24 protein-coding genes are annotated in these 21,500 nt (G+C 71.3%); 22 read left to right on the plus strand and 2 right to left on the minus strand.

All coding sequences use genetic code 11. From position 1 onward, the window contains the following. Window positions 1-15 precede the first annotated feature (15 nt). The 20 genes from AC5L3C_RS04565 (at window position 16) to AC5L3C_RS04660 (ending at window position 20,057) form a co-directional block, all read left to right on the plus strand. Window positions 16-1,131 (plus strand): phage minor capsid protein, encoded by a 1,116-nt coding sequence (locus AC5L3C_RS04565; protein ID WP_493647012.1) that lies wholly within the window; start codon window positions 16-18, stop codon window positions 1,129-1,131. A gap of 101 nt (window positions 1,132-1,232) precedes the next feature. Further along, complete coding sequence (locus AC5L3C_RS04570) at window positions 1,233-2,021, plus strand: hypothetical protein (protein ID WP_493647013.1); 789 nt, start codon at window positions 1,233-1,235, stop codon at window positions 2,019-2,021. 27 nt (window positions 2,022-2,048) lie between these two features. Beyond that, on the plus strand, window positions 2,049-2,981 hold the full coding sequence (locus tag AC5L3C_RS04575) for a major capsid protein (protein WP_493647015.1): 933 nt from the start codon (window positions 2,049-2,051) through the stop codon (window positions 2,979-2,981). 53 nt (window positions 2,982-3,034) lie between these two features. Beyond that, on the plus strand, window positions 3,035-3,943 hold the full coding sequence (locus AC5L3C_RS04580; protein ID WP_493647017.1) for a glycosyltransferase family protein: 909 nt from the start codon (window positions 3,035-3,037) through the stop codon (window positions 3,941-3,943). Beyond that, the gene (locus AC5L3C_RS04585) at window positions 3,940-5,670 is read left to right on the plus strand and encodes an NTP transferase domain-containing protein (protein WP_493647019.1); all 1,731 of its coding nucleotides are present in this window, start codon (window positions 3,940-3,942) and stop codon (window positions 5,668-5,670) included. Before AC5L3C_RS04580 ends, AC5L3C_RS04585 begins: the two co-directional genes overlap by 4 nt. A 4-nt stretch (window positions 5,671-5,674) precedes the next feature. Further along, window positions 5,675-6,127 (plus strand): hypothetical protein, encoded by a 453-nt coding sequence (locus tag AC5L3C_RS04590; RefSeq protein WP_493647021.1) that lies wholly within the window; start codon window positions 5,675-5,677, stop codon window positions 6,125-6,127. A gap of 29 nt (window positions 6,128-6,156) precedes the next feature. Then, entirely contained in the window at window positions 6,157-8,424 is a 2,268-nt protein-coding gene (locus tag AC5L3C_RS04595; RefSeq protein ID WP_493647023.1) for a hypothetical protein, read from the plus strand. A gap of 1 nt (window position 8,425) precedes the next feature. Then, window positions 8,426-9,112 carry a hypothetical protein gene (locus AC5L3C_RS04600; protein ID WP_493647025.1) on the plus strand — a complete coding sequence of 229 codons (687 nt, stop codon included), beginning with the start codon at window positions 8,426-8,428 and terminating at the stop codon, window positions 9,110-9,112. Next, a complete protein-coding gene (locus AC5L3C_RS04605) occupies window positions 9,109-9,426 on the plus strand; it encodes a hypothetical protein (protein WP_493647027.1) in 318 nt (105 codons plus the stop codon). Before AC5L3C_RS04600 ends, AC5L3C_RS04605 begins: the two co-directional genes overlap by 4 nt. A gap of 9 nt (window positions 9,427-9,435) precedes the next feature. Then, window positions 9,436-9,783, plus strand: a complete 348-nt coding sequence (locus tag AC5L3C_RS04610) for a hypothetical protein (RefSeq protein ID WP_493647028.1) — start codon at window positions 9,436-9,438, stop codon at window positions 9,781-9,783. Continuing rightward, on the plus strand, window positions 9,780-10,211 hold the full coding sequence (locus tag AC5L3C_RS04615) for a minor capsid protein (RefSeq protein WP_493647030.1): 432 nt from the start codon (window positions 9,780-9,782) through the stop codon (window positions 10,209-10,211). The genes AC5L3C_RS04610 and AC5L3C_RS04615 overlap by 4 nt, the downstream gene beginning before the upstream one ends. A gap of 9 nt (window positions 10,212-10,220) precedes the next feature. Then, entirely contained in the window at window positions 10,221-10,697 is a 477-nt protein-coding gene (locus tag AC5L3C_RS04620) for a phage tail tube protein (RefSeq protein WP_493647031.1), read from the plus strand. Continuing rightward, the gene (locus AC5L3C_RS04625) at window positions 10,697-11,224 is read left to right on the plus strand and encodes a DUF7426 family protein (RefSeq protein ID WP_493647033.1); all 528 of its coding nucleotides are present in this window, start codon (window positions 10,697-10,699) and stop codon (window positions 11,222-11,224) included. Before AC5L3C_RS04620 ends, AC5L3C_RS04625 begins: the two co-directional genes overlap by 1 nt. A 20-nt stretch (window positions 11,225-11,244) precedes the next feature. After that, on the plus strand, window positions 11,245-11,445 hold the full coding sequence (locus tag AC5L3C_RS04630) for a hypothetical protein (protein ID WP_493647034.1): 201 nt from the start codon (window positions 11,245-11,247) through the stop codon (window positions 11,443-11,445). A 4-nt stretch (window positions 11,446-11,449) separates the two neighbouring features. Beyond that, the gene (locus AC5L3C_RS04635) at window positions 11,450-14,569 is read left to right on the plus strand and encodes a phage tail tape measure protein (protein WP_493647036.1); all 3,120 of its coding nucleotides are present in this window, start codon (window positions 11,450-11,452) and stop codon (window positions 14,567-14,569) included. A gap of 83 nt (window positions 14,570-14,652) precedes the next feature. Next, a complete protein-coding gene (locus AC5L3C_RS04640) occupies window positions 14,653-17,928 on the plus strand; it encodes a hypothetical protein (RefSeq protein ID WP_493647038.1) in 3,276 nt (1,091 codons plus the stop codon). A 9-nt stretch (window positions 17,929-17,937) separates the two neighbouring features. Next, window positions 17,938-18,435, plus strand: a complete 498-nt coding sequence (locus AC5L3C_RS04645) for a hypothetical protein (protein WP_493647039.1) — start codon at window positions 17,938-17,940, stop codon at window positions 18,433-18,435. 72 nt (window positions 18,436-18,507) lie between these two features. Further along, entirely contained in the window at window positions 18,508-19,434 is a 927-nt protein-coding gene (locus AC5L3C_RS04650) for an N-acetylmuramoyl-L-alanine amidase (protein WP_493647041.1), read from the plus strand. A 3-nt stretch (window positions 19,435-19,437) separates the two neighbouring features. Beyond that, window positions 19,438-19,800 (plus strand): hypothetical protein, encoded by a 363-nt coding sequence (locus AC5L3C_RS04655; RefSeq protein WP_493647043.1) that lies wholly within the window; start codon window positions 19,438-19,440, stop codon window positions 19,798-19,800. Window positions 19,801-19,817: 17 nt separating this feature from the next. Then, window positions 19,818-20,057 (plus strand): hypothetical protein, encoded by a 240-nt coding sequence (locus AC5L3C_RS04660; RefSeq protein WP_493647045.1) that lies wholly within the window; start codon window positions 19,818-19,820, stop codon window positions 20,055-20,057. 46 nt (window positions 20,058-20,103) lie between these two features. Here the strand turns inward: AC5L3C_RS04660 and AC5L3C_RS04665 are convergent, their stop codons facing one another. Further along, window positions 20,104-20,361: a GntR family transcriptional regulator gene (locus AC5L3C_RS04665; RefSeq protein ID WP_493647047.1), complete on the minus strand. Its 258-nt coding sequence runs from the start codon at window positions 20,359-20,361 to the stop codon at window positions 20,104-20,106. Window positions 20,362-20,520: 159 nt separating this feature from the next. Between AC5L3C_RS04665 and AC5L3C_RS04670 the strand changes: the two genes are divergently transcribed. Together AC5L3C_RS04670 and AC5L3C_RS04675 are read left to right on the plus strand one after the other, a co-directional pair. Next, the gene (locus tag AC5L3C_RS04670; RefSeq protein ID WP_493647049.1) at window positions 20,521-20,853 is read left to right on the plus strand and encodes a hypothetical protein; all 333 of its coding nucleotides are present in this window, start codon (window positions 20,521-20,523) and stop codon (window positions 20,851-20,853) included. Next, a complete protein-coding gene (locus AC5L3C_RS04675; protein WP_493647051.1) occupies window positions 20,850-21,035 on the plus strand; it encodes a hypothetical protein in 186 nt (61 codons plus the stop codon). Before AC5L3C_RS04670 ends, AC5L3C_RS04675 begins: the two co-directional genes overlap by 4 nt. A gap of 170 nt (window positions 21,036-21,205) precedes the next feature. Here AC5L3C_RS04675 and AC5L3C_RS04680 read toward each other — a convergent pair whose 3' ends face one another. Beyond that, window positions 21,206-21,439: a helix-turn-helix domain-containing protein gene (locus AC5L3C_RS04680; protein ID WP_493647053.1), complete on the minus strand. Its 234-nt coding sequence runs from the start codon at window positions 21,437-21,439 to the stop codon at window positions 21,206-21,208. Window positions 21,440-21,500: the final 61 nt, after the last annotated feature.

Genomic DNA, 21,500 nt, shown 5'->3' on the forward strand with positions numbered 1-21,500 from the left:
AGGTGGTGATCGGCCATGCCCGTGTCCCCGGCCATGGCCGAAGACCTCGCCGCAGCAGTCGCGGACCTGTACGAGGCCGCCGAGGGCGAGCTCATCGGGAGGATCCGACGGGCGCTCGCTGAGGGCATCAACAGCCCCGTGTGGGTCGAGCTCAAGCTGGCCGCGGTCGGCAACCTGCAGGTCGCGATCGAAGAGGTCATCGCCGCGCTCCAGCTGGACGCGTCGGGCGCCGTGCACCAGGCGCTCGCCGAGGCCTACGACCGTGGCCAGCAGGCCGCTGTCGCCGAACTCGGGGCCCTCGGTGTCGGCCAGACGGCTGCGGCCGCGGCGGCAGTACCGACGGCGCCGGTGGTGGACCGGCTGGCGCAGGCCGTCATCGCGGACACGGGGCCGGTGCATCTGCGGATGCTGCGCCAGTCCATGGACGTGTACCGGGAGGTCATCGGCCGGGCCGCCGCAGCCCCCGCGCTCGGCGTGCAGACCCGCCGCCAGGCGGCACAGTCCGCGTTCGACCAGTTCGCCAACCGCGGGGTACGCGGTTTCGTCGACCAGTCGGGCCGGTCGTGGGAGCTGCGCTCCTACGTGGAAATGGCGATGCGGTCGGCGACCGCCCGCGCCGCCGTCGAGGCCCACTCGGATCGGCTGGGTGCGGCCGGGGTGGACCTGGTGATCGTGTCGCAGGCGCCGGAGGAGTGCCCGCTGTGCCGGCCGTGGGAGCGGAAGGTGCTCGCCCGAACGGGCGCGCCCGGGGAGCGGACGGTGCAGGTGGAGCACGCCACGGAGGACGGCGAGATGGTGACCGTGGTGGTGGCCGGGTCGCTGCCGGAGGCGCGCGGGAAGGGCTTCATGCATCCGAACTGCCGGCACACGGTGTCCGCGTACTTGCCTGGGGTGTCCAGGATTCCGAAGGCGCAGCCGTCGCGGGGGACGTACGAGGACTCGCAGCGGCAGCGGTACCTGGAGCGGCAGGTGCGGAAGTGGAAGCGTCTGGAGGACGCGGCCATGGACGAGGCCACAGCGAAAGCGCGGCGTGCGCGGGTGCGCGCGTATCAGGCCCGCATCCGCGAGCTGGCCGCGGAGACGGGCCTGCCCCGCAAGAGCCACCGCGAGCAGCTCTCCACGGCCCGCTGACCGGGCACACAGAGTCTTCCGCCCGCCGGGTGCGGGCCGGATCGCACAACCCCCGCCAGGCGCGGGGCCGAACCATTCCGACGCGCACCAGGAGTGCACGCATGCCCAAGCGAACCCTCCCCCGCCACGCCCTGACCGGCGCTGGCTGGGCACACCCCTACGGCCACGCCCCTTTCGCGCCGTACCTGTACGCCGACGGCGGGGACGGAGACGGCTCCGGATCCGACAACGGCGACAGCGGTAACGGCACGGGCGACGACGACCAGGACGACGATGCCGGCGGGACCGGCGACGACGACCAGGGCGACGACGGCGCGGGCAAGGACGACAAGCCCAAGCCGAAGCCGCCCGCCAAGAAGGACGAGGACCCGGCGGCCGAGCTGGAGCGGCTCCGCAAGGAGCTGAAGCAGGCCAACGCCGACGCGGCGAAGGCCCGCACGAACGCGAAGAAGGCCGCGGCGGACGAGGCCCGATCCGAGATCACCAAGCAGATCGCGAAGACGCTCGGGCTGATCGAGGACGACAAGGACACCCCGCCGGACCCGAAGGCGCTGTCTGCGGAGATCGAGAAGGCGAAGGCCGCGCACCGCGAGACCGCGGTGGAGCTGGCCGTGTTCCGGGGCGCGTCGAAGTACGGCGCCGACGCGGAGGCCCTGACCGACTCCCGCAGCTTCCTGCGGTCGATCGCTGACCTCGACCCGGGTGACGAGGAGTTCGCGAAGAAGGTGAACGCCGCGATCAAGCAGGCGGTCACCGACAACCCCAAGCTCAAGGCCGCGGGTCAGGCGCCCGCGCGCACCAGCGGCGACTTCTCCGGCAGCACGGAGAAGCCCAAGAACGGCAACAGCATCGAGGCGCAGCGAGAAGCGTTCCGTAAGGGACGACGCTGACGCCTCCACACAGATGGGAGGCCCGTCGTGGCCAACACCTTTCTCACCCCCGACCTGATCGCCACGCGCGGGCTCGCCACGCTGTACGAGAACACCGTGATGGCGCAGCTCGTGCACCGCGACTACGAGGCCGACTTCCGCGGCCGGCAGGGCGACACCATCACGGTGCGCAAACCCGCGACGTTCACCGCGTCGCAGTTCGACCGGAACACGGGCATCGTCCCGCAGAACGCGACCGAGACCGGTGTGCCGGTCACGCTGAACCACTTCCCGGACGTGTCCGTCGCGGTGACGACGGAGCAGCTCACCCTGGAGATCAACGACTTCGGCGAGCAGATCCTCGACCCGATGATGAAGGCGATCGCGGAGAAGATCGACCGCGACCTCCTCGCCCTGCGCACGGACGTCGTGCAGCAGGTCGGCGGCGTCGCCGCGAACACCGACGGCGAGGACTACCACGGCTACGACGGGAACTACCCGTGGTCCGACTCCCGCGTCCTCATCGAGGCGGGCGAAGTCCTCGACACGCAGAACGTGCCGATGGACGAGCGGCGGGTCGTCGTCGGCCCGCGCACGAAGTCGCGGTGGATCGCGGAGAAGGCGTGGCGTGCGGCCGACCAGTCCGGGTCCACGGTGGGTCTGCGGCAGGCGCAGTTCGGTGGCATGGCGTCCGGGTTCGACCCGTACATGTCGCAGAACGTGAAGCTGGAGTCTCCGGCGACGACCGAGGAGTCCCTGGCGTTCCACAAGACGGCGTTCGCGCTGGTGACGCGGACGCTGGAGGTGCCGCCGGGCGCCCAGGACGCGGCGATCATGAACTACGAAGGGTTCGCGCTGCGCGTGGTCTACGACTACGACATCAAGTACAAGCAGACCGTCGTCAGCGTGGACTGCCTGTACGGCACGAAGACCCTCGACGCGAACCGGGCCGTGATCATCAGCGGCGAGACCGGGTCCTGACCCCCTCTCCGGTGAGGGCAGGGGTGGTGGGCAGGTGGAGGGGAGGCCGTGACGTGCGTGTAGTGCAGATCGGCCTCCCTGGCCTGGCCCGCTCCTGGAAGAACGATGTCGCCGCCGCCGGTACCCGGTTGGGCTGGGACGTGCTGCACCTCTCCCCGCACGATCCCGGCCCGATCGTCCAGGCGCTGCCCGGCGCCGACATGCTGCTCTGGGTCCACACACCCGGTAAGGCCCCGCAGCACGGTGACCGCATCCTCGCTGCCGCCCGGTCAGCCGGCGCAGCCACGGTGGGGATGCACATGGACCTGTACTGGACGCGCCCCAACCGGGAGCCGGAAATCGGCCGGGACGCGTGGTGGCGCTGCGACCACGTGTTCACCGCCGACGGCGGCCACCAGAAGAAGTTCAAGGCGCGTGGCATCAACCACCGCTGGCTTCCTGCTCCGGCGGGGCGCCGCTGGCTCACCCCCGGCGTCGTGGATAAGGAGCGGTGGCCGGAGCCGATCGTGTTCGTGGGGACGTGCTCGGCGGGCAGCCATCGCAACCACCGCAGGCAGCTCCTCACGTGGGCGAAGGAACGGTGGGGGGATCGGTTCGGCTGGTACGGCACGCCGCGCCGCCGCGTATGGGGCACCGACCTGTCCAGCCTCTACGCCACGGCGCGGGTGGTGCTCGCTGATTCGGTGCCGGTGCCGCGCTACTGGTCGGACCGGGTCCCGTTGACCCTCGCGCGGGGGGCGCCGCTGGCGCATCCGCTGATCGAGGGCATGGACGAGCAGGGCTACACCCCCGACCTGCTGCTGGGGTACGAGGTCGGCGAGTTCGGGCCGCTCGGGGACCTCATCGACAGCATCACCGACCGCGAGCTGGCCGACCGTGCGGAGCGGGGGCGGGCGCTGGTGGAGGAGCGGCATCTGTGGGAGCACCGGCTCCAGTACATCCAGAAGGTGGTGTTCGGGTGAGCGGGCCGACCGTGATCGTCATCTGCGCGGGCGAGGCGACCCGGTGGGGCGACCACCGGGGCACGCCGAAGCACCTGCTGGCGCCGGAGGGCGAGCGGCTGCTCGACCGTACGGTGCGGCTGGCGCGCGAGCATGGCGCGGGGCGGGTGCTGGTGGTGTCCAAGCCCGGCGATGCCCGGTATGAAGCGGACGGCGCGGAGCGGGTGGACGCCCGGCTGACGCCGTCCAACGCGGACGCGGACAAGTTTCTGTCGTCGCGTCATCTCTGGGCCCCCGACGGTCGCACGGTCGTCCTCTACGGCGACGTGTGGTTCGACGACGAGGCGATGGCCCTGATCCTCGGCGACGAGCGGCGCCAGTGGCTGCTGTGGTGCCGGCCCGGCGCCTCACAGACCACCGGCGCCACCTCGGGCGAGTGCTTCGCCGTCACCTTCTGGCCCGAGCACCACGCCGAATACGAGCAGGCCCTGCACCGGGTGGCCTCGCTGTGGCGAGCCGGGCTGCTGCGTCGGTGCGGCGGCTGGGAAACCTACCGGGCGATGTGCGGCCGGGGCGACCGTGAACTGCGTACGCACCGCATGTACGGCCGGTACGAGGTGATCGGCGGCTGGACAGAGGACTTCGACAAGCCCCTGGACTACGAGCGGTGGCTCGACCGGCGGCGGGGTCGGAGCGTGTCGGTGGTGATCCCGTGGCGGCCGGCCCCTGGCCGCCAGCGCATCCTCGGATGGGTGCGGCGGCAGTGGCAGGAAGCCTTCCCGACCTGGCAGGTCGTCACTGGCCGGGCCCCGGAGGGGACGTGGCGCAAGGGGGCTGCCGTCCAGGACGGTATCCGCCGGGCGCAAGGCACCACGATCATCGTCGCGGACGCGGATGTGTGGTGCGACGGCATCGAGCAGGCCGTGGACGAGGTCGCGGCCGGGCGGGCGAAGTGGGCGATGCCCCACACCCTGGTGCGGCGGCTGACCGAGGAGGCTACGGAGAAGGTGCTCGAGGGCGGGCCGCTGGACGGGCCCACGGTCGAGACGCATCCGGGGATGGCGGGCGGCGGCATGGTCGTCCTCACCCGGCAGACCGCTCGCGGGGTGCCGATGGACCCCGGGTTCGAGGGCTGGGGCCAGGAGGACCAGGCGTGGGCGGTCGCGCTGGAGACGCTGGCGGGCCCGATGTGGCGCGGGACGGCGGATCTGGTGCATCTGTGGCATCCGCCGGCCGAGCGGCTGTCCCGCGCGTCCGGATCGCGGGAGGGGCTGGCCCGGTACCGCCGCTATCTGGACGCGCGGGACCGGCCCGCCGCGATGCGGGCCCTGCTCGCCGAATTCTGCACGAGCCCGCTGAAGGGATCACCTCTGATGTACAGGTACCGCAACGCGAACACGGGCGACGAGGTCGAGTACGCGCACCGGAACGCCCGGCTGGAGATGCTGCCGAACTGGTCCCGCATCCCGGCCGAGACCGCGCCGGAGCCGGAGCAGTACGAGGCGGCGCCCGCCGCCCCGGAGCAGCCGGGGGAAGCACCCGGGCCCGCCCCGGAGCCGGTGCCGGTGCCGGTGCCGGTGCCGCCGGTGGAGGAGACCGCGGTTGTGGCGCGCCCTGCAGTGAGCGCATCGAAGGCGGCGTGGGTGGAGTACGCCACCAGCCTCGCCCAGGACTCGGACGAGGCCGCCGAGATCGCCACCCTCACGAAGGCCCAGATCATCGACCGCTACGGCAGCAAGGAGCACTGACACCATGGCCGACCTGGTCACCAACATCGGCAAAGGCCGGTTCATCTACTACGCCAGCCTGCCCGCTTCGGACGATGCGCTGATCGCAGTTGTGTTGGAAGCGGCCGACCTCGAGGCGGACGACGCGCTGCAGGACTACGACACCCTCAGCGCGCTGCTCGCAGGCGCGTCCAACGAGCAGACGACGATGGGTCGCAAGACGCTCACGAACGTGACCGTCACCGTCGACGACACGGCGAACGACGCCAGCTTCGACGCGGACGACATCACCTGGACCGCGGCCACCGGCAACGCCACCGGGAAGCTGGTGATCTGCTACGACCCGGACACCACCGGCGGCACGGACGCCGACCTGATTCCGCTGACCATCCACGACTTCGCGGTCACCCCGGACGGCACGGACATCACCGCGCAGATCGACTCCGACGGCCTCGCGGTCGCCGAAAACCCCTCCTGACCCCAGCCCGAGCCCCCGGGGGGTGAGTCGTGCCGCTGTTCGACACCCTCACGGACGACTTCAACGACAACGTCCGGGACACCGTCAAGTGGCCGGACTCCTACGGGGGCGTCACCGAGGTCGGGGGCCGCGCGCGGGTCCCCTGCACCGACGACTACGCGGCGTACGCCTCCGACACCGCATACACCCTGGCAGGCTCGCACGTGCAGGCCAGGGTGTACCCGCCCGCCGAGGGCGAAGCCACAGAAGTGTGGGCGCAGATCCTCGTCACCACAACGACGGCCGGCACCGACGCGATCATCGAGATCAGTCCGCTCGAGACGTACGTCGGTATGGCCGTGCGCGTGGACTACACCGATCCGAACTACACGGCGATCGACTACGACCCCGTCGCGCACGCGCATCTGCGGATCCGCGAGACAGACGGGACCCTGTACTGGGAGACGTCCCCAGACGGGGCGACGTGGACGGTGCAGCGCAGCGTCACCTCGCCGGCGTGGGTGGCCGATGAGACGCTGCAGGTGCAGCTGATCTCCCACCGCGACGACGAGACGGTCGATTTCGCGGAGTTCGACGACTTCAACGTGGTCCCGGCGGCTGGGCATGTGCTGCCGACCGGTCCCGCGGTAGAGGCTGAGTCGGGGCGGCCGGTGCAGGCGGCCAAGACGGCTGCGGTCGCTGCGGCCTCGGCGGTGGCCCGGGCTGGAGCGGTGACCGTCCGCAAGACGGCCGGTGTGGGCTGTGCGCGCACGGCGGTGGCGGCGGGCGAGGTGCAGGCGGCCAAGACCGCCGGCAACACGGCCAGTGGTTCGGTGGAGGCCGGGCGGCCCCTGCGCATCACGCGCACTGCGTCGGCCGGAACGGCACGCACGGTGGTGGCGGCCCGGCCGCTCGCCGTCGTGCGGGCCGCAGCTGTAGCGCATGCGGCCGAGGCGACGGAGGCACGGCCGGTCCAGGCCGCGCACGTCGCCGCTGCGGCAGCAGCCAGCGAGACCAGTACGGCCCTCCCGGTTACCGTGGCGCGCACCGTGCACGTGGGCGCAGCACGCACGGTCGATACGGCCGGGGCCCTGCCCCCTGCCAAGACGGCCGGTGTGGACGCGGCCCGCGTGGTCGCAGCTGGCCGCTCGCTGTCGACAGCGGGCACCGCCCACGTGGGAGCGGCTCGCACAGTGGAGGCCGGGCGGCCGGTGACCGCCGTACGGGTGGTGCCGGTCACGGGTGCGGCCGCGGTCGAGCAGGCACGGCCGGTGCAGGTGGCCCGGACCGCGCAGCTGGCGGCCGCGCGTGAGATGGCGCGGGCCGGGCGGCTGTCCGTCTCGGGCGCGACCGACGTTGGCGCGGCTGGGGCGGTCGCCCGGGCGCACCCGCTGGCGGCCGCCAAGACGGCTGCGGTAGGGGCGGCTGCCGGGGCCGAAGCGGCCCGCCCGGTCACAGCAGTACGCACGATCCAGGTGGGTGCGGCCCGGGAGACCAGCGTCGCCCGCGGCCTGGCCCACTCCCGCACAGCGCTCCTCGGGGCATCTCGAGAGCGCACGGCCGGGCGGAGCCTGGTCACCACGGCCGGGCTGCCCGTTGCTCCCGCGCTGCTGGTGGAGCAGGGCCGCCCGGTCACCGCCGCGAAGACGCGCGGCATTGAGCCGGCTGGGGTGGCCGAGGCCGGTCGGCCGGTACGGGCGGTGCGGCTCGTACCGGCCGGCACGGCACCATCCCTCGAGGGAGCCCGTCCGCTCGCGGCGGCCAAGGTGCTGCGGCTGGGTGCGGCGCGGTCGAGTGAGACCGGGACGCTCCTGCTGCTGGCGGGCGCGCTCGAGGCGTCCGCGGCCCGCGAGATGGCGGCGGCCCGGCCGGTACGCGCGGGCAAGACGGCAGCGGTCGGCCGCGCGGCAGCTGTAGAGGCCGCTGGGCCGGTCCTGGCCGGGCACCGGGTGCGTCTCGGCGCCGCCCGCGTGCTGCTGGCTGGCCGGCCGGTGCGGGCCCGCAGTGATGTGCCGCTCGGTACGGCCCGCTGCACGGCCGTGGCGGGGCCGGTGCGGGCGGCCAAGGGGCTGCTCGTGGGCAGCGCGCTCGAGCGCGGGCGCGCGGGGACCATCCGGCAGCCGTTCCAGACGCGCATGGTCCGTGCCGCCCGCACCACGGCCCGGGCACGCCCGACGGGGTGGAGCAGGCAGCGGCCGGCGGACGAGCTGACGCCGTCCACGTCGGGGCCGCTCCTCACTCCGTCGACGGCTGGCCCGTCGCTGACTGCATCCGTATCCGGGCCGCACCTGGCGGCCTCCAGCACAGGAGGAGGCTGACATGCCGGACGTGGGCGACCTGGTCACCGCGCAGCTGGTGGTGTCCCCGTATGACGGGACGACCCAGGCTGCGCTGGCGGTGACCGCGCCGGACGGCACCGTGACGACCCCGGTGGTGTCGACCGGCGACGGTGGGCAGACGTGGACGGCTCCGCTCACCTACACGGCGGCCGGGATCTGGCGGCTGTCGTGGACGGTGACCGGGACCGGCGCGAGCGTTGAGCACGAGCTGGTCTCCGTCGCACCCGCCCCCGGGGCGGGGCTGGCGGGGCGGGTGTACGCGACGACCACACAACTCGCCGAGTACATGCAGGCTGCCCCGCCGCTGGACGCAGCAAAGCTGCTGGCGGACGCCTCCCGGATGCTGGATGCGCTGGTGCTGGCGTACTGCCGGTACGACGTGGACGACGGCGGCATGCCCACCGACGACGCTGTGGCGGCGGCGATCGGGCGGGCGGTGTGCGCGCAGGTCGCCTGGTGGGACGAGCTCGGCGACCACCGCGGCGCGGCTGGTGCGGGCTGGGGGTCGGTGAGCATCGGCTCGGTGAGCCTCGGCGGGAGCCCCGCCTCGTCTGCGGATGGCTCGGATTCCGCGGCTCGGCAGGTGGCTCCGCAGGTGTGGGACGAGCTGCGCTCCCCGGACCTGCACGATCGCCTGTACGTCGGCGCGGTGGCGGTGCCCTGGTGAGCCGCGTGCCCGGGTGGCTGCTGCGTCACCGCATCACGATCGAGGCATACGAGGGCGAGTCCAGCACCGGCCCCCTGTACGGGCCGCCGGTCGAGGTACGCGCCTTCGTGGACGAGCAGACCCGCACGGTGCGCACGCCGGGCGGCGAGGAGACCACCTCGTCATCCACGGCCTACGCGGCCCCCGGCACCACGGCGCCGCCCCTGTCGCGCGTCACTCTCCCGTCCGGCCGGACCACCACGGTCATCGCCTCCCTGACCCGGGACGGCGGCGGCCTGCCGACCCCGGACCACGTGGAGATCCAACTCACCTAGGAGGCCGGTATGCCGCTGAACTTTCGGCTCGACTTCGACAGGTCAGCGGCAGGCGAGTTGCGGGCCGCCGCCGCGCGCGGCCTCCTCCTGGGCGCCGAGCACGTCCTGACGGAGGCCCAGGACCTGGTGCCGCTCGACGAGGGCGGCCTCCAGAACACCGGCACCGCGTCGGTGGACGAGGGGTCGCTGACGGCGATGGTGTCCTTCGACACCCCCTACGCGGTCCGCCAGCACGAAGAGCTGGACTGGCGGCACGCCCCCGGCAGGCAGGCCAAGTACCTCGAGCAGCCGCTCAACGCCGAACGGTCGACGGTGCTGGCCCTGGTGGCTGCCCAGCTGAGGCGGGTGCTGCGATGAGCCACGAAACCGACCTGCTGCGGGGGGTCGCCGAGCTCCTCGAGGACGCTGGCGTCGGCGTGTACGACGAGACGGGCCCGCTGCCGGCCGAGGGTACGGGCATCGTCCTCGGACGGCTCCCGGACGGCCCGGACAGGGCGCTCGGGCTGACGACGTATCCGGTGGCCGACGACTACTCCACCGACTCCATCACCGGCGTCCAGGCGCGCATGCGGGCGGGCACGGCCCCGCTCGACGTGCTCGACCTTTCCGACGCCGTCTTCGACGTCCTGCACAACCGGCGCCGCTGGGACGCGCGGGGTGTGCGGGTGGAGATCTCCTGGCGGAACTCCGAGGCGTGGATCGGCCAGGACGCGAGCGGGCGCATGGAGCGCACCGCGAACTACTACTTCCGGACCGTGCGGTCCGGGCCTCACACGATCGACTAGGAGGACCGCATGTCCACTCCCATCGAGGAGAACGAGCTCGCACGCGAGTGGCGGCTTGAGATCAACATGGGCACCGAGGAGTCCCCGGACTGGCAACTGTGCCCCGGGGTCCGCGAGTTCCAGCCCGTGTCCGAGCCGAACATCGAGGACTCGTCGGACTACGACGGCGAGGGCTGGGCGGGCAACACGAAGACCGCGCAGTCGTGGGAGCTGTCCGTCACTATCCGCCGCAAGGCCAACAAGACGGCGAAGGAGTACCACCCGGTTCACGAGGCCATCCGGCTGGCGCACTTCGAGTACGGGGAGTCCAACCTCGTCCACCTGCGGTACATGAACAGGGAGGGGCTGCCGGAGGCGTACGAGGGCAAGGCCATCCCGAACTGGCAGCCCGCCGGTGGCGAGTACACCGCGCTCGGCGAGGTCGAGATCACCTTCACCGGTGACGGGCCGCTCACGCCGATCGACAACCCGCTGGCCGGATCCTGATGGCCGAAGCGTCCACCCAGTTCGAGGCGCTCAACAGCTTCCTCGACGACTACCTGGAGCTCCCCGTCCGCGGCCGGGACGGGGAGACCCGCATCTACCGGATCGAGGACCCGCCCGCCGAGGACGGCCTGCGGATCGAGCGCATCACCACGCTGGCCGCCCGCCTCGCGGCCGGCGGGAAGCGGCCCGAGACCCCGGTCCTGGACGACGAGGAGGAGAAGGATCTCTTCCGGCTGTGCCTCGGGGAGACGTACGACCAGCTGCTCGCCGACGGTGTGAAGTGGGCGCAGTTCAAGCACGTTGCCCTGACGGCGATGTTCTGGGTGGTGTCTGACAAGGAGACCGCCGCCGAGTTCTGGCGGACGGGCCAGCAGCCGGGAAAAGCCCGGAACCGGGAGGCCCGGAGAGCGCAGGCGAAGCAAGGTACCTCGGGGTCGGGCGCGGGGAGTACGACCCGGTCACCGGCCTCTACGAGTGGTACGAGGGCGGGCTCCCGCCGCCGTCGCGGGCGCGGTCAGGGTCGCTGAAGAACCTGACCTGGGAGCGGATGCTCCAGCAGTGGCCGCTGATCGAGGCCGACCTGCACTCGCAGTACGGCATCGACGCCTCCTCCGGCATCCTCCGCGAGCGCACGTGGCGGTGGCTGCAGGTCCGCATCCTCGGCCTGCTGTCCGCGGAGACGCGCCTGTACCGGCACTTCGCACCGCCTCCCGAGGACCGCAAGAAGACCCGACCCCGAAGGAGGTAGTGCTGTGGCGCTGACCGTGGGCGAGCTGCAGGCCGTGCTCTCGATCGACGACCGGGCGGTGACCCCTGCCCTGCGCAGGGCCGAGGAGGCGCTGCGGCAGTCCGGGCAGCGCATGGGCTCCGACGCCGAGGCCGAGGGCGAGCGGATCGGCGAGATTCTCGGTCAGGGTCTGGTGCGGGGCGCGGATGGCCAGTGGCGGAACATGCGCGGCGAGCTGGTCGACGCAGCGACCGCCGCAGTGGCGGAGGCTGAGGCCGTCATGCGGCGCGGTGGGCAGCGCATCGCCAACGCCGCCGGCGACGCGGGCGACGAGGCGGGGCAGGAGCTCGCCGATGGCGTGGCCCAGGGCGCGGACGAGGCTGTCGATCAGGCGTCCTCGCGGATGGACCGGCTGAAGATGGCGGCCGCCGGTGCGGGCATCGCGGCGGGCGCCGTCCTCATGTCGTCGTTCCAGGAGGCGCTGAGCCAGTCGCAGATCACGGCCCGGCTCGGGGCCCAGCTCGGGACGACCCCGGCCGTTGCGCAGCAGTACGGCAAGGTAGCCGGGCAGTTGTTCAAGGACGCGATCGTCGAGGATTTCCAGGCGGGGGCGGACGCGATCAAGGCGATCGCTGGGGCTGGCCTGCTGCCGCCTGACGCGACGAACGCGCAGATCAAGGACATCGCGACCAACGCAGCTGACTTGGCGTCCGCCTTTGAGGTGGATGTGTCCATGGCTGCCAACGCGGCTGGTATCGCAGTCAAGACCGGTCTGGCGAAGAACTCGGAAGAGGCCTTCGACATGATCACCAAGGGCATGGCCGGTATGGGCCCTGCTGGTGAGGACCTGCTGGAGACGATCACTGAGTACGGCGTCCAGTTTCAGAAGTCGGGCCTCTCTGGGCGCACGGCGTTCGGGTTGATGCGGCAGGCTGTTCAGGCTGGTTGGAAGGACACCGACAAGATCGCGGACGCGTTCAAGGAGCTGGAGCTCCGGGTGACGTCCGGCGGTAAGGCCCAGGTCGAGGCGCTCAAATCGGTCGGCCTGAACGCCGACGAGATGATCGCCGACCTGTCCGCGGGCGGTAAGCGCGGCGAGGAGGCCATGACGAAGATCCACGACGCGATCGTGGAGTTGGGCCCGGAGTCCGACGTCGCCAAGGTGGCCATTCAGGATCTGTTCGGCGGCCCTGGCGAGGACCTCGGTGCCGCCTTCTTCGCGCTGAACCTGCACACCGCGGCGAAGGAGATGGGCAAGACTGCGGGCGAGGCGGACAAGCTCGGCAAAGGGCTGCGGGACAATGCCGGCGCGAAAGTCACGGCCTTCAAGAACACGATGCAGCAGAACCTGGTGGAGTTCCTCGGTACCGAGGTGATTCCCCGGCTGGAGAAGGTGTTCGGCTTCGTCCAGGAGCACTCTGGTGTTTTCCTCGCTGCGGCGGCCGGAGTGACCGCGTTGGGCGCGGCGTTCTCGCTGGCTGCGATCGGCGTCTGGGCAATGAACTCGGCGATGCTCGCCAACCCCATGTTCTGGATCATCGCGGGTATCGCGGCCGCGATCGCCGGCCTGGTGATCCTGATCGTCCTGTACTGGGACGACATCAAGTCGGCCACGCTCACAGCCTGGGACTGGGTGGTCGGGAAGGTCTCGTCGGCGAAGGACGCGATCCTCGCTGCGGTCGACTGGCTCGGCCAGATCCCGGGCAAGGTCTCGACGTTCTTCGGCCAGGCGAAGGACTGGGCCGTCAAGAAGATGACCGAGCTGAAGGACTGGCTCGCCGGTCTGCCGGGGCGGCTGCTCGGCGCTATCTCGGCGCTGGGCTCGCAGCTGGCGGGCGCTGCCACACGGCACTTCAACGCCATGCGCAGCGCTGCCGTCAACCGGGCGATGGCGCTGGTGACGTGGGTGACCGGTCTGCCGGGGCGGATCTCCCGCGGCATCGGGTCCCTGTCCAGCCTGCTGACACAGAAGGGCCGCAACGTCGTCCAGGGCCTGTGGGCGGGCATCCGCGGTATGGGCGGCTGGATCAAGTCGAAGATCATGGGCTGGGCGCGGTCCGTGATCCCCGGGCCGGTCGCCAAGGCGCTGGGGATCGCGTCACCGTCGAAGGTGACGAAAGCCCAGGGCCGGTGGATCGCGCGTGGTCTGGTCGACGGGCTCACCGGCAGCACGAAGCAGGTCAAGGCCGCCTCGTACAAGCTTGTCGACATCGTGAAGGACGCGCTCACCGGGAAGCGGGAGCGCGCTGCCCTGAAGCGCATCAACAAGGACGCCAACTCGCTGGTTTTCAACGCGCAGTGGGCCAACCGCGTCGGCTCCCAGCTGAAGGACGCCAAGAAGAAGCTGGCGGACCTGAAGAAGACCCGTCAGAAGCTCGTCGACGATGTGAAGAAGGGCGTCCTGGACGACGCGAACATCACCAAGCAGGACACGGGCGGCTGGGCACAGTCGGCAGAGACGATCCTCGCGGGCCTGAAGCAGGACACTGCCGCCGCGATCAGGTTCGCGAAGAACCTCGCAACGCTGCGGAAGAAGGGCGTACGCGCGGACCTGGTGGCGCAGATCGCGCAGGCCGGCGTGAGCGGCGGGGCCTCGTCGGCTGCCGCTCTGGCGAACGCCACGAGCTCGCAGGTGAAGGCGATCAACAGCCAGCAGGCTGCCCTGGTGAAGGCGGCCGGGCAGGCCGGTACGACCGCTGGTGACGCGATGTACGGGGCCGGGATCCGGGCCGCGCAGGGCCTGGTGAAGGGCCTTGAGGATCACCAGAAGTACATCGAGAAGACGATGCTGCGGATCGCGAAGGGCATGTCGACGGCGATGCGCAAGGCGCTCGGGATCAAGTCGCCGTCGCGGGTGATGGCGCTGGTGGGCTCCTACACCGCGCAGGGGCTCGTGAAGGGCCTGGAGGGCGAGCGCGGGGCGGTCAACAGCACCATGGCCAGCCTGGTGGAGACGCCGGCGCCTGGCTCGTGGGACATGGCGTCCTCGAGGGCGCGGGCTGCCGCATCTCAGCGGGTCGTGCTCGAGTTGCACTCCTCCGGCCGGGGCGCTGACGAGTACGTGCTCGAGTCGCTGCGGCGCGGCGTACGCAAGCGCGGCGGGCAGGACGTCGACCTTGTGATCGCAGGGAGGAGGAGCAGCTGATGGCGTTCCCGGAGGATCCGCTCGGCACCAAGGTGGAGTTCCAGATCGGCGGCGAGTGGACCGACGTCACTGGGTACGTCCAGGTGCAGGACGTCATCAAGCACACCCGCGGGCGCACGGGCGAGGGGCAGGCGGTAGACCCTGCCTCCTGCTCCCTCACCCTGAAGTCGCCGGATGGTCTGTTCTCGCCCCGCAACCCGCGCTCTCCGTACTACGGGCAGCTGGGGAAGAACACTCCGATGCGGGTGAGCCTGCGGGCGGGGGGCCCGTACCTGGAACTGACGGGTGAGGCGGGGATCGCGTCGACCCCGGACGATGCCGCGCTTGACATCACCGGGGACATCGATCTGCGGTGGGAGGGCGAGGCGGACTGGTACAGCACGGCAGCCCAGATGCTCATCGGCAAGTGGGGTGACGCTGGAAACCGCTCCTACCACATGCGCATCGAAGAGGGCTACCTGGTCATGCTGGTGACCACGGACGGCACAACCGGTGTCAGCGGGGTGTGGCGGCTGCCCGAGATGCCCCGGCACGCCGCCGTGCGTATGACCCTGGCTTCGGACACCGTGGCCGGCACCTACCTCATGCGCACGTACTGGGCTGAGACCCTCGACGGGCCGTGGGTCCAGTTCAGTGACGACGACCTCATGATGGGGCCTACGGCGATCACCATCTTCGCGAGCACCGCGCCCCTGTCGATCGCCCCGCAGCAGTTCGACTTGTCCGCCGCCCTCGACCCCCGTACGCCGGTGAAGGGCCGCTGTTACCGGGCTGAGGTGCGGTCGGGTATCGACGGCACGGTGGTGGCCGCGCCCGACTTCACTGCGCAGGAACCGGGCACCACTTCGTTCACTGACAGCGCGGGCCGCACGTGGACCCTGACCAATCCGGTGACCGACCGGCGCGTCCGGTTCTCCGGCGAGTACTCGGAGTGGCCCACGACCGCGTCCCGCGGCGGGCACCTGATCCGGGTGACCGGTGAAGGCGCGGGAATCCTGCGCCGCCTGAATCAGGGCAAGGCACCGCTGCAGTCGACGCTGCGGCGCCGTATCCCCTCCGGGGACCCGCTGGTGTACTGGCCGATGGAGGACGGCGAGAACGCCACCCGCGCGGCCTCGGGGCTGCCGGGCGGGATCCCGCTCCCCCTGACCGGCGTCAAATGGGCCGAGGACGACACGCTGTTCGGCTCCGAGGCGCTGCCGGTCCTCGATGGCCCGGCCGTGCTCAAGGCCGCCGTCCCGGGCGCGGCGGCTGGCGGGTGGCACGCCGAGATGGTCTACAAACTCGAGGCCGTCTCGCCCACGGAGCAGACCTTTTTCAGTGTGCGTCTGCGGCCGGGTACGGGCGGCGTCGCGCAGGTCCGGGCCCGCGTCTCCAACGCCAACGTGCGTGTGCAGGCGCTCGACGCGGACGAAAGCGTGGTCGCCTTCTTCAACTTCACCGACGCTTCCGCGGTCGCGGCCTTCACCGGGGTGTGGAATCGCCTGCAGCTTTTCTCGGCGGTCGACGGGGCGACCACCTATGTCACGGTGGCGTGGCGCGACGTCGTGGCCGACACCTGGTGCTACGCCACCACGGCCTACACCGGCAGCCCCGGCGCGGTCACCGGCGTGCAGGCGCAGTGGAGTAGCGACTTCGCCGGTATGGCGATCGGCCACTTGGCCGTTTTCGATACAGGCGGCAGCTACCCGGTGGCTCCGGGTGTGAGGATCTACGACTCGGCGGACGATGGGTTCTTCGGGGAGACGGCGGGCGCGAGGCTGCAGCGGCTCGCCGGGGAGGAGAGCTTGCCGGTCGAGGTGATGGGCCCGCCCACGCTCACGGCGCGGATGGGCCCGCAGCGGGCGGCGACTATGCTTGAGCAGCTCGAGCAGTGCGCGGCGGCGGACGGCGGGATCCTGGTGGAGACCCCGGAGCGTCCAGGCCTGCGGTATCGGCCGCGGGTGTCTCTCTACAACCAGGAGCCCGCGCTCGTGCTGTCGTTCCGGCAGCGCGGGCTCGTCGTGGTCGACCCGGTCGAGGACGACTCGGCGTTGCGCAACGATGTGCAGGTCATTCGGTCGGGCGGCTCGTCGGGGCGCGCCGAGCTGACGTCGGGCCCGCTGTCGGTACTGGATCCGCCGGACGGGGCGGGCCGCTACGACGACTCGGTCACGCTCAATCTGTACGAGGACGAGCAGGCCGAGCCGATGGCGCACTGGCTGCTGCACCTGGGCACGGTGGACGAGGCCCGCTACCCGCTGATCACGCTCAAGCTGCATCGGGCGCCCGAGCTGATCGAGACGGTCATCGACCTGTCTGAGGGGGACCTGATCCGGCTCACGGACCTGCCGGCCTGGCTGCCGCCGGGGCCGGTGGATCTGATCCTGCAGGGCTACACCGAGCGGATTGGTGTGCGCACGTGGGAGATCGACCTGGTATGTGCCCCGGGTTCCCCGTGGCAGGTAGGGGTGGTCGAGGACGAGATCCTTGGCCGGGTCGATACGGATGCCAGCGAACTGGCTGCCGACGTGGATGAGGCCGACACGACGCTGGTGGTCGCAGCGACAGAGGGCCCGGAGTGGGGTCGCTCGGCTGAGTACGCGGGTGAGTTCCCGTTCGGCGTAGTGGCGGGCGGCGAGCAGATGACCGTCACCGCCATCACCGACGGGGCGACGGATGCCTTCGCGCGGACGGTGGCCTCGGGGTGGGGGACGGCGGACTCGGGCCAGTCCTGGTCGACGGCCGGCGGCTCGTCATCGGACTATGCGGTCGGCTCCGGGGTGGGCACTCACACGCTCGCCTCGACGAACGTCTCCCGCCGGTCGCTGATGACGCAGCCGTACGCGGACTGGGATCTCGTTGTCGACGTGGCGACGTCCGCGACGGCGGCGGGCGGTTTCCTGTCGGGTGGGCTCGTCGCCCGGGTGGTGGACGCGAACAATCTCTACCAGGCGCGTCTGGAGTTCTCGACGACGCAGACGATCATCCTGACCCTCCGCAAGCGGGTGGGGGGTACCGAGACGGCGCTAGGCTCGTACACCCTCCCCCTGACCCATGTGGCGGGCACTCTGTACCGGCTGCGGTTTCAGGGGCAGGGGTCCGCCCTGCGGGCGCGCGCGTGGCTGGCATCCGGTCAGGATCCGTACGGCTGGCACGTGACCGCTACCGACACGGACTTGACGGCGGCCGGGAGCATGGGTGTCCGGTCGATCAGCGCATCGGCCAACACGAACACGAATCCTGTCGTTCGCTACGACAACTTCCGGCTGCTGAACCCGCAAGTTTTCACGGTCACGCGGGCCGAGAACGGTGTCGAGAAGTCCCAGAGTGCCGGGACGGCCATCCAGCTCGCCACTCCCCCCACCGTCGCCCTGTAGGAGGTTCTCGTGGCATATGAGCCCTGGCAGCCAGGCATGCTGATCACGGCGAACAGGCTGCTCGCCATCTCGCCGACGTGGCAGGACTGGGTACCGGCCTGGTCCACCAGCACCGGCTCCAATCTGCCGTCTTTCGGCGACGCGACGGTCACGGCCCGGTACGCAGTATCGGCCCTCACTGTGTACTGGCGGCTGGAGATCGCGTTCGGCACGACCACGAATTTCGGCGGAGGCAGCGGGAGCGATAACTGGCAGTTCAGCGCGCCGGTGACCGCGGCCGCCGCGCAGCTGGTGGCCGGTAGCGGGGAGGCCCAGGACACTGATGCGACGCTGCGTGTGCCGCTGCGTGCCCGTCTCCTCAGCACGACCCGGATCGGTTTCGAGACGTCGGGTGGGGCGACCGATGGCGCCTCGACGAGCTCCGGTCTGATCGACTCCGTGACCCCGTTCACCTGGGCCAGTGGGGACTTCGTTCGGGCGTGGGGCACCTACGAGGCAGCCGCCTGACCCTGCCGCTGTCCCGCCGTCAGCCGCTCCGGAGCCGTCCGGCCCGGGGCTCTTCTCATGTCTGGAGGCAGCATGGCTCCACCTATGTCCGCGAGCAGCTTCCTCGCTGCGCTGGTCCGCGAGGGGCTGGAGGTCGTGCAGGTCGGTGACTGGCGCGACCACAACCGGGACCACAAGGGCCCTTGGGGCCCGGTGCACGGGGTGATGATCCACCACACGGTGACCAAGGGCATCGCCAGAACGGTGGAGATCTGCCGCAAGGGCTACAGCGGTCTGCCCGGCCCGCTCTGCCACGGTGTGATCACCAAGGACGGCCGTGTCCACCTCGTCGGCTACGGCCGCGCCAACCACGCGGGGCTCGGCGACGACGACGTCCTGCGCGCGGTGATCGCGGAGCGGAGCCTGCCGCCGGACAACGAGGCGACCACCGACGGCAACCGGCACTTCTACGGCTTCGAGTGCGAGAACCTGGGCGACGGCGAGGACCCGTGGCCGGACGTCCAGCTGGAGGCGATCGAGAAGGCCGCGGCCGCGGTCTGCCGCCACCACGGCTGGAACGAGCGCTCGGTCATCGGACACGCCGAGTGGCAGCCGGGGAAGGTCGACCCGCGAGGGTTTTCGATGACCGGCATGCGCGGCCGGATTGGCGACCGGCTCGGCGGCAAGACGCCGGCGGCCCCGCGGCCGGCTCCGAAGCGGCCGGTCGTCGATCTCTCCGAGCTGGTGAAGGCAGCCCGTACCAACCCTGGAATGAAGGGCACGCCGGTCACCTACAGCGGGACGCGGACGGTGGAGGCCGCGCTCGTCGACGAGGGCCTGCTCGCGAAGGCGCGCCTGGACGGGCACTTCGGCAGCGACACCGTCAGCGCCTACTCCCGCTGGCAGCTGCGGCTGTACCCCGGGGCCAGCACCGCTCCGGGCGGCGCCGCTGACGGCATCCCCGGCAAGGACAGCCTGCGGCGCCTCGGCAGCAAGCACGGCTTCGACGTGAAGGACTGACCCATGACCAACCTCTTCACCTCCCTGATGCGCACGGTCGTTCCGATCGTCGCCGGTCTCCTCCTCGGCCTGGCCGCGAAGGCGGGCCTGGACCTGGACGACGCCACCGTGACGGCCTACGTCACGGCGGGCCTGACGGCCGGGTACTACGCGCTGTGGCGGGCCCTCGAGGAGCTCGCCGGGCGGATCGGCTGGGAGCCGCTGCGCACGCTGGCCGGCCTGCTGCTGGGGTGGGCCAAGCCGCCGGAGTACCAGAAGGGCGGGCCGCTCACGGTGCCGCTGAAGGTGCGCCTGGAGTTCGACTCGGATACGTTCGCCGACCGGGTGTCCGACGCGGTGGAGCGTGGCGGCGGGAAGGTCCAGTGACGCCGCAGGACCCGGGCGTGTACATACCGCCCGCGCAGATGTACCAGGAACTGAGGTCACTGAGTGACGGCCTGACCCGGGTGGAGACCAAGCTCGACGGCATCGGGCAGGGCCTCACCGACCTCGGCAAGGACGTCGCCGACCACGAGACGCGGCTGCGCGCGCTCGAGCGTGCCCGGTGGCCGCTTCCGACGATCGCTGTCCTGGCTGGTGCGGCTGGTGCTGGCACGGGCCTCTTCTCGCTGCTGTCCCGCTGACTGATCGTGTGGCCCCCATCGCCTTCGGGCGGTGGGGGCCGCTTCGTCATGTCTGGGGGCGGTCGGTGGGCGGGTTGTCGGCGACGAACGTTCCGATGCCGGTCTCACCCCGCAACCAGCCCTCGCGCCGCAGGTAGGCGAGCGCTTTCTGGCTGGTGGACGACGCGATACCCAGCTCGGTCGCAAGCTCCAGCGTGGACGGGACACGAGTGCCAGGCGGGTAGGTGCCGTCCTTGATACGGCCGATGACGATCTGCGCCACCTGCCGCCACACGGCCCGCGTCCGGTCAAGATCCTCACCCATATCACCGAACGTAGGCAGCCGCGCCACACCGCGCGACCGCAGTAACCTGCGTGAACCCTCGGCATAGCGCGGTAAGGCGCGGTATGGTCCGAGTCACAGGAGACCCCCGCGCCGTGCTACCGGCCGGGGGCGTGGCCACCGCTACGAGGGAGCGACGACATGGCAGAGCCTATCCAGCCCACCGCCTTACGGACAGACAGCGTCCTTCAGCTGCCGCTGCCTTCGATCCTCGTCCTGTCCGACGCGCAGCGTCGTGGCTCCTGCTGCGCCTGGTGCCACACGCCGCTGACCGCCGAGGCCGCCGTCGATGCCGGGGAGCGGGCCGCCGAGGACGGCGGACAGCTCTTCCCCCGCGGCTGCGCCCCCTGCGCCGCGCGCGCCGCGTACCGCCTGCTCTTCGACCACACCCGCGCGTGCGAGCGGTGCCGGACGGACGCGTCCTGCCCGGTGGCCGTGGCCGCGCAGCGGCTGATGCGGGAGGGCGGCCTGTGACCAGGCGGGCGAAGACGATGGAAGACGCGCCGCTCCTGGGGGAGCCTCTCCCCACACCGGAGCCCGCGCCCGACTGCGGCCGCTGCGAGCAGCTGGCTGCCCGGCGCACCGCCGCCCGGGAGGCCGGTGACTGGACCTCGGTGTCCGACTGCAACATCGAGATTCGCCGCTGTACCCACTGACCCCGCTCCCGGCCCGCAGTCCGCCGACCGGGCCGGTAGCGGGACCGCGGCCCGCCCCCGGCCCCCGACGGGGACGGGCCGCCCTCGTTCCCCTCGGGGCGTGACTGTGAGCGCGCCCCCAGGGAAGGGCGGCTGCCCGTGCTGACCGCCCATAAGGGGCAGCCGCCCTGTCACCCGACCAGATCCCGCAACGGCACACCCAGCACCCGCGCGATCCGCAGCAGCGTGAACAGGGTCGGGTTGTGCTGGCCGGCCTCGATCCGCTGGAGGACGTCACGGCTGATCCCGGCGGCCAGATAGAGGCGCTCCTGGGTGATGCGCTGCTGGTGGCGTGCGGTGCGGATCCGGTCTCCGAGGACGCGGCTGTGCTCGTAGAGCCAGGCGTCGTCGTCGGGTGGGTGCACTCGACAAACGCTCTGACGAAGATCATCCTAAGTCAGCACGATAAATCAGGCATCCTGAACC

Source organism: Streptomyces speibonae (assembly GCF_984686075.1).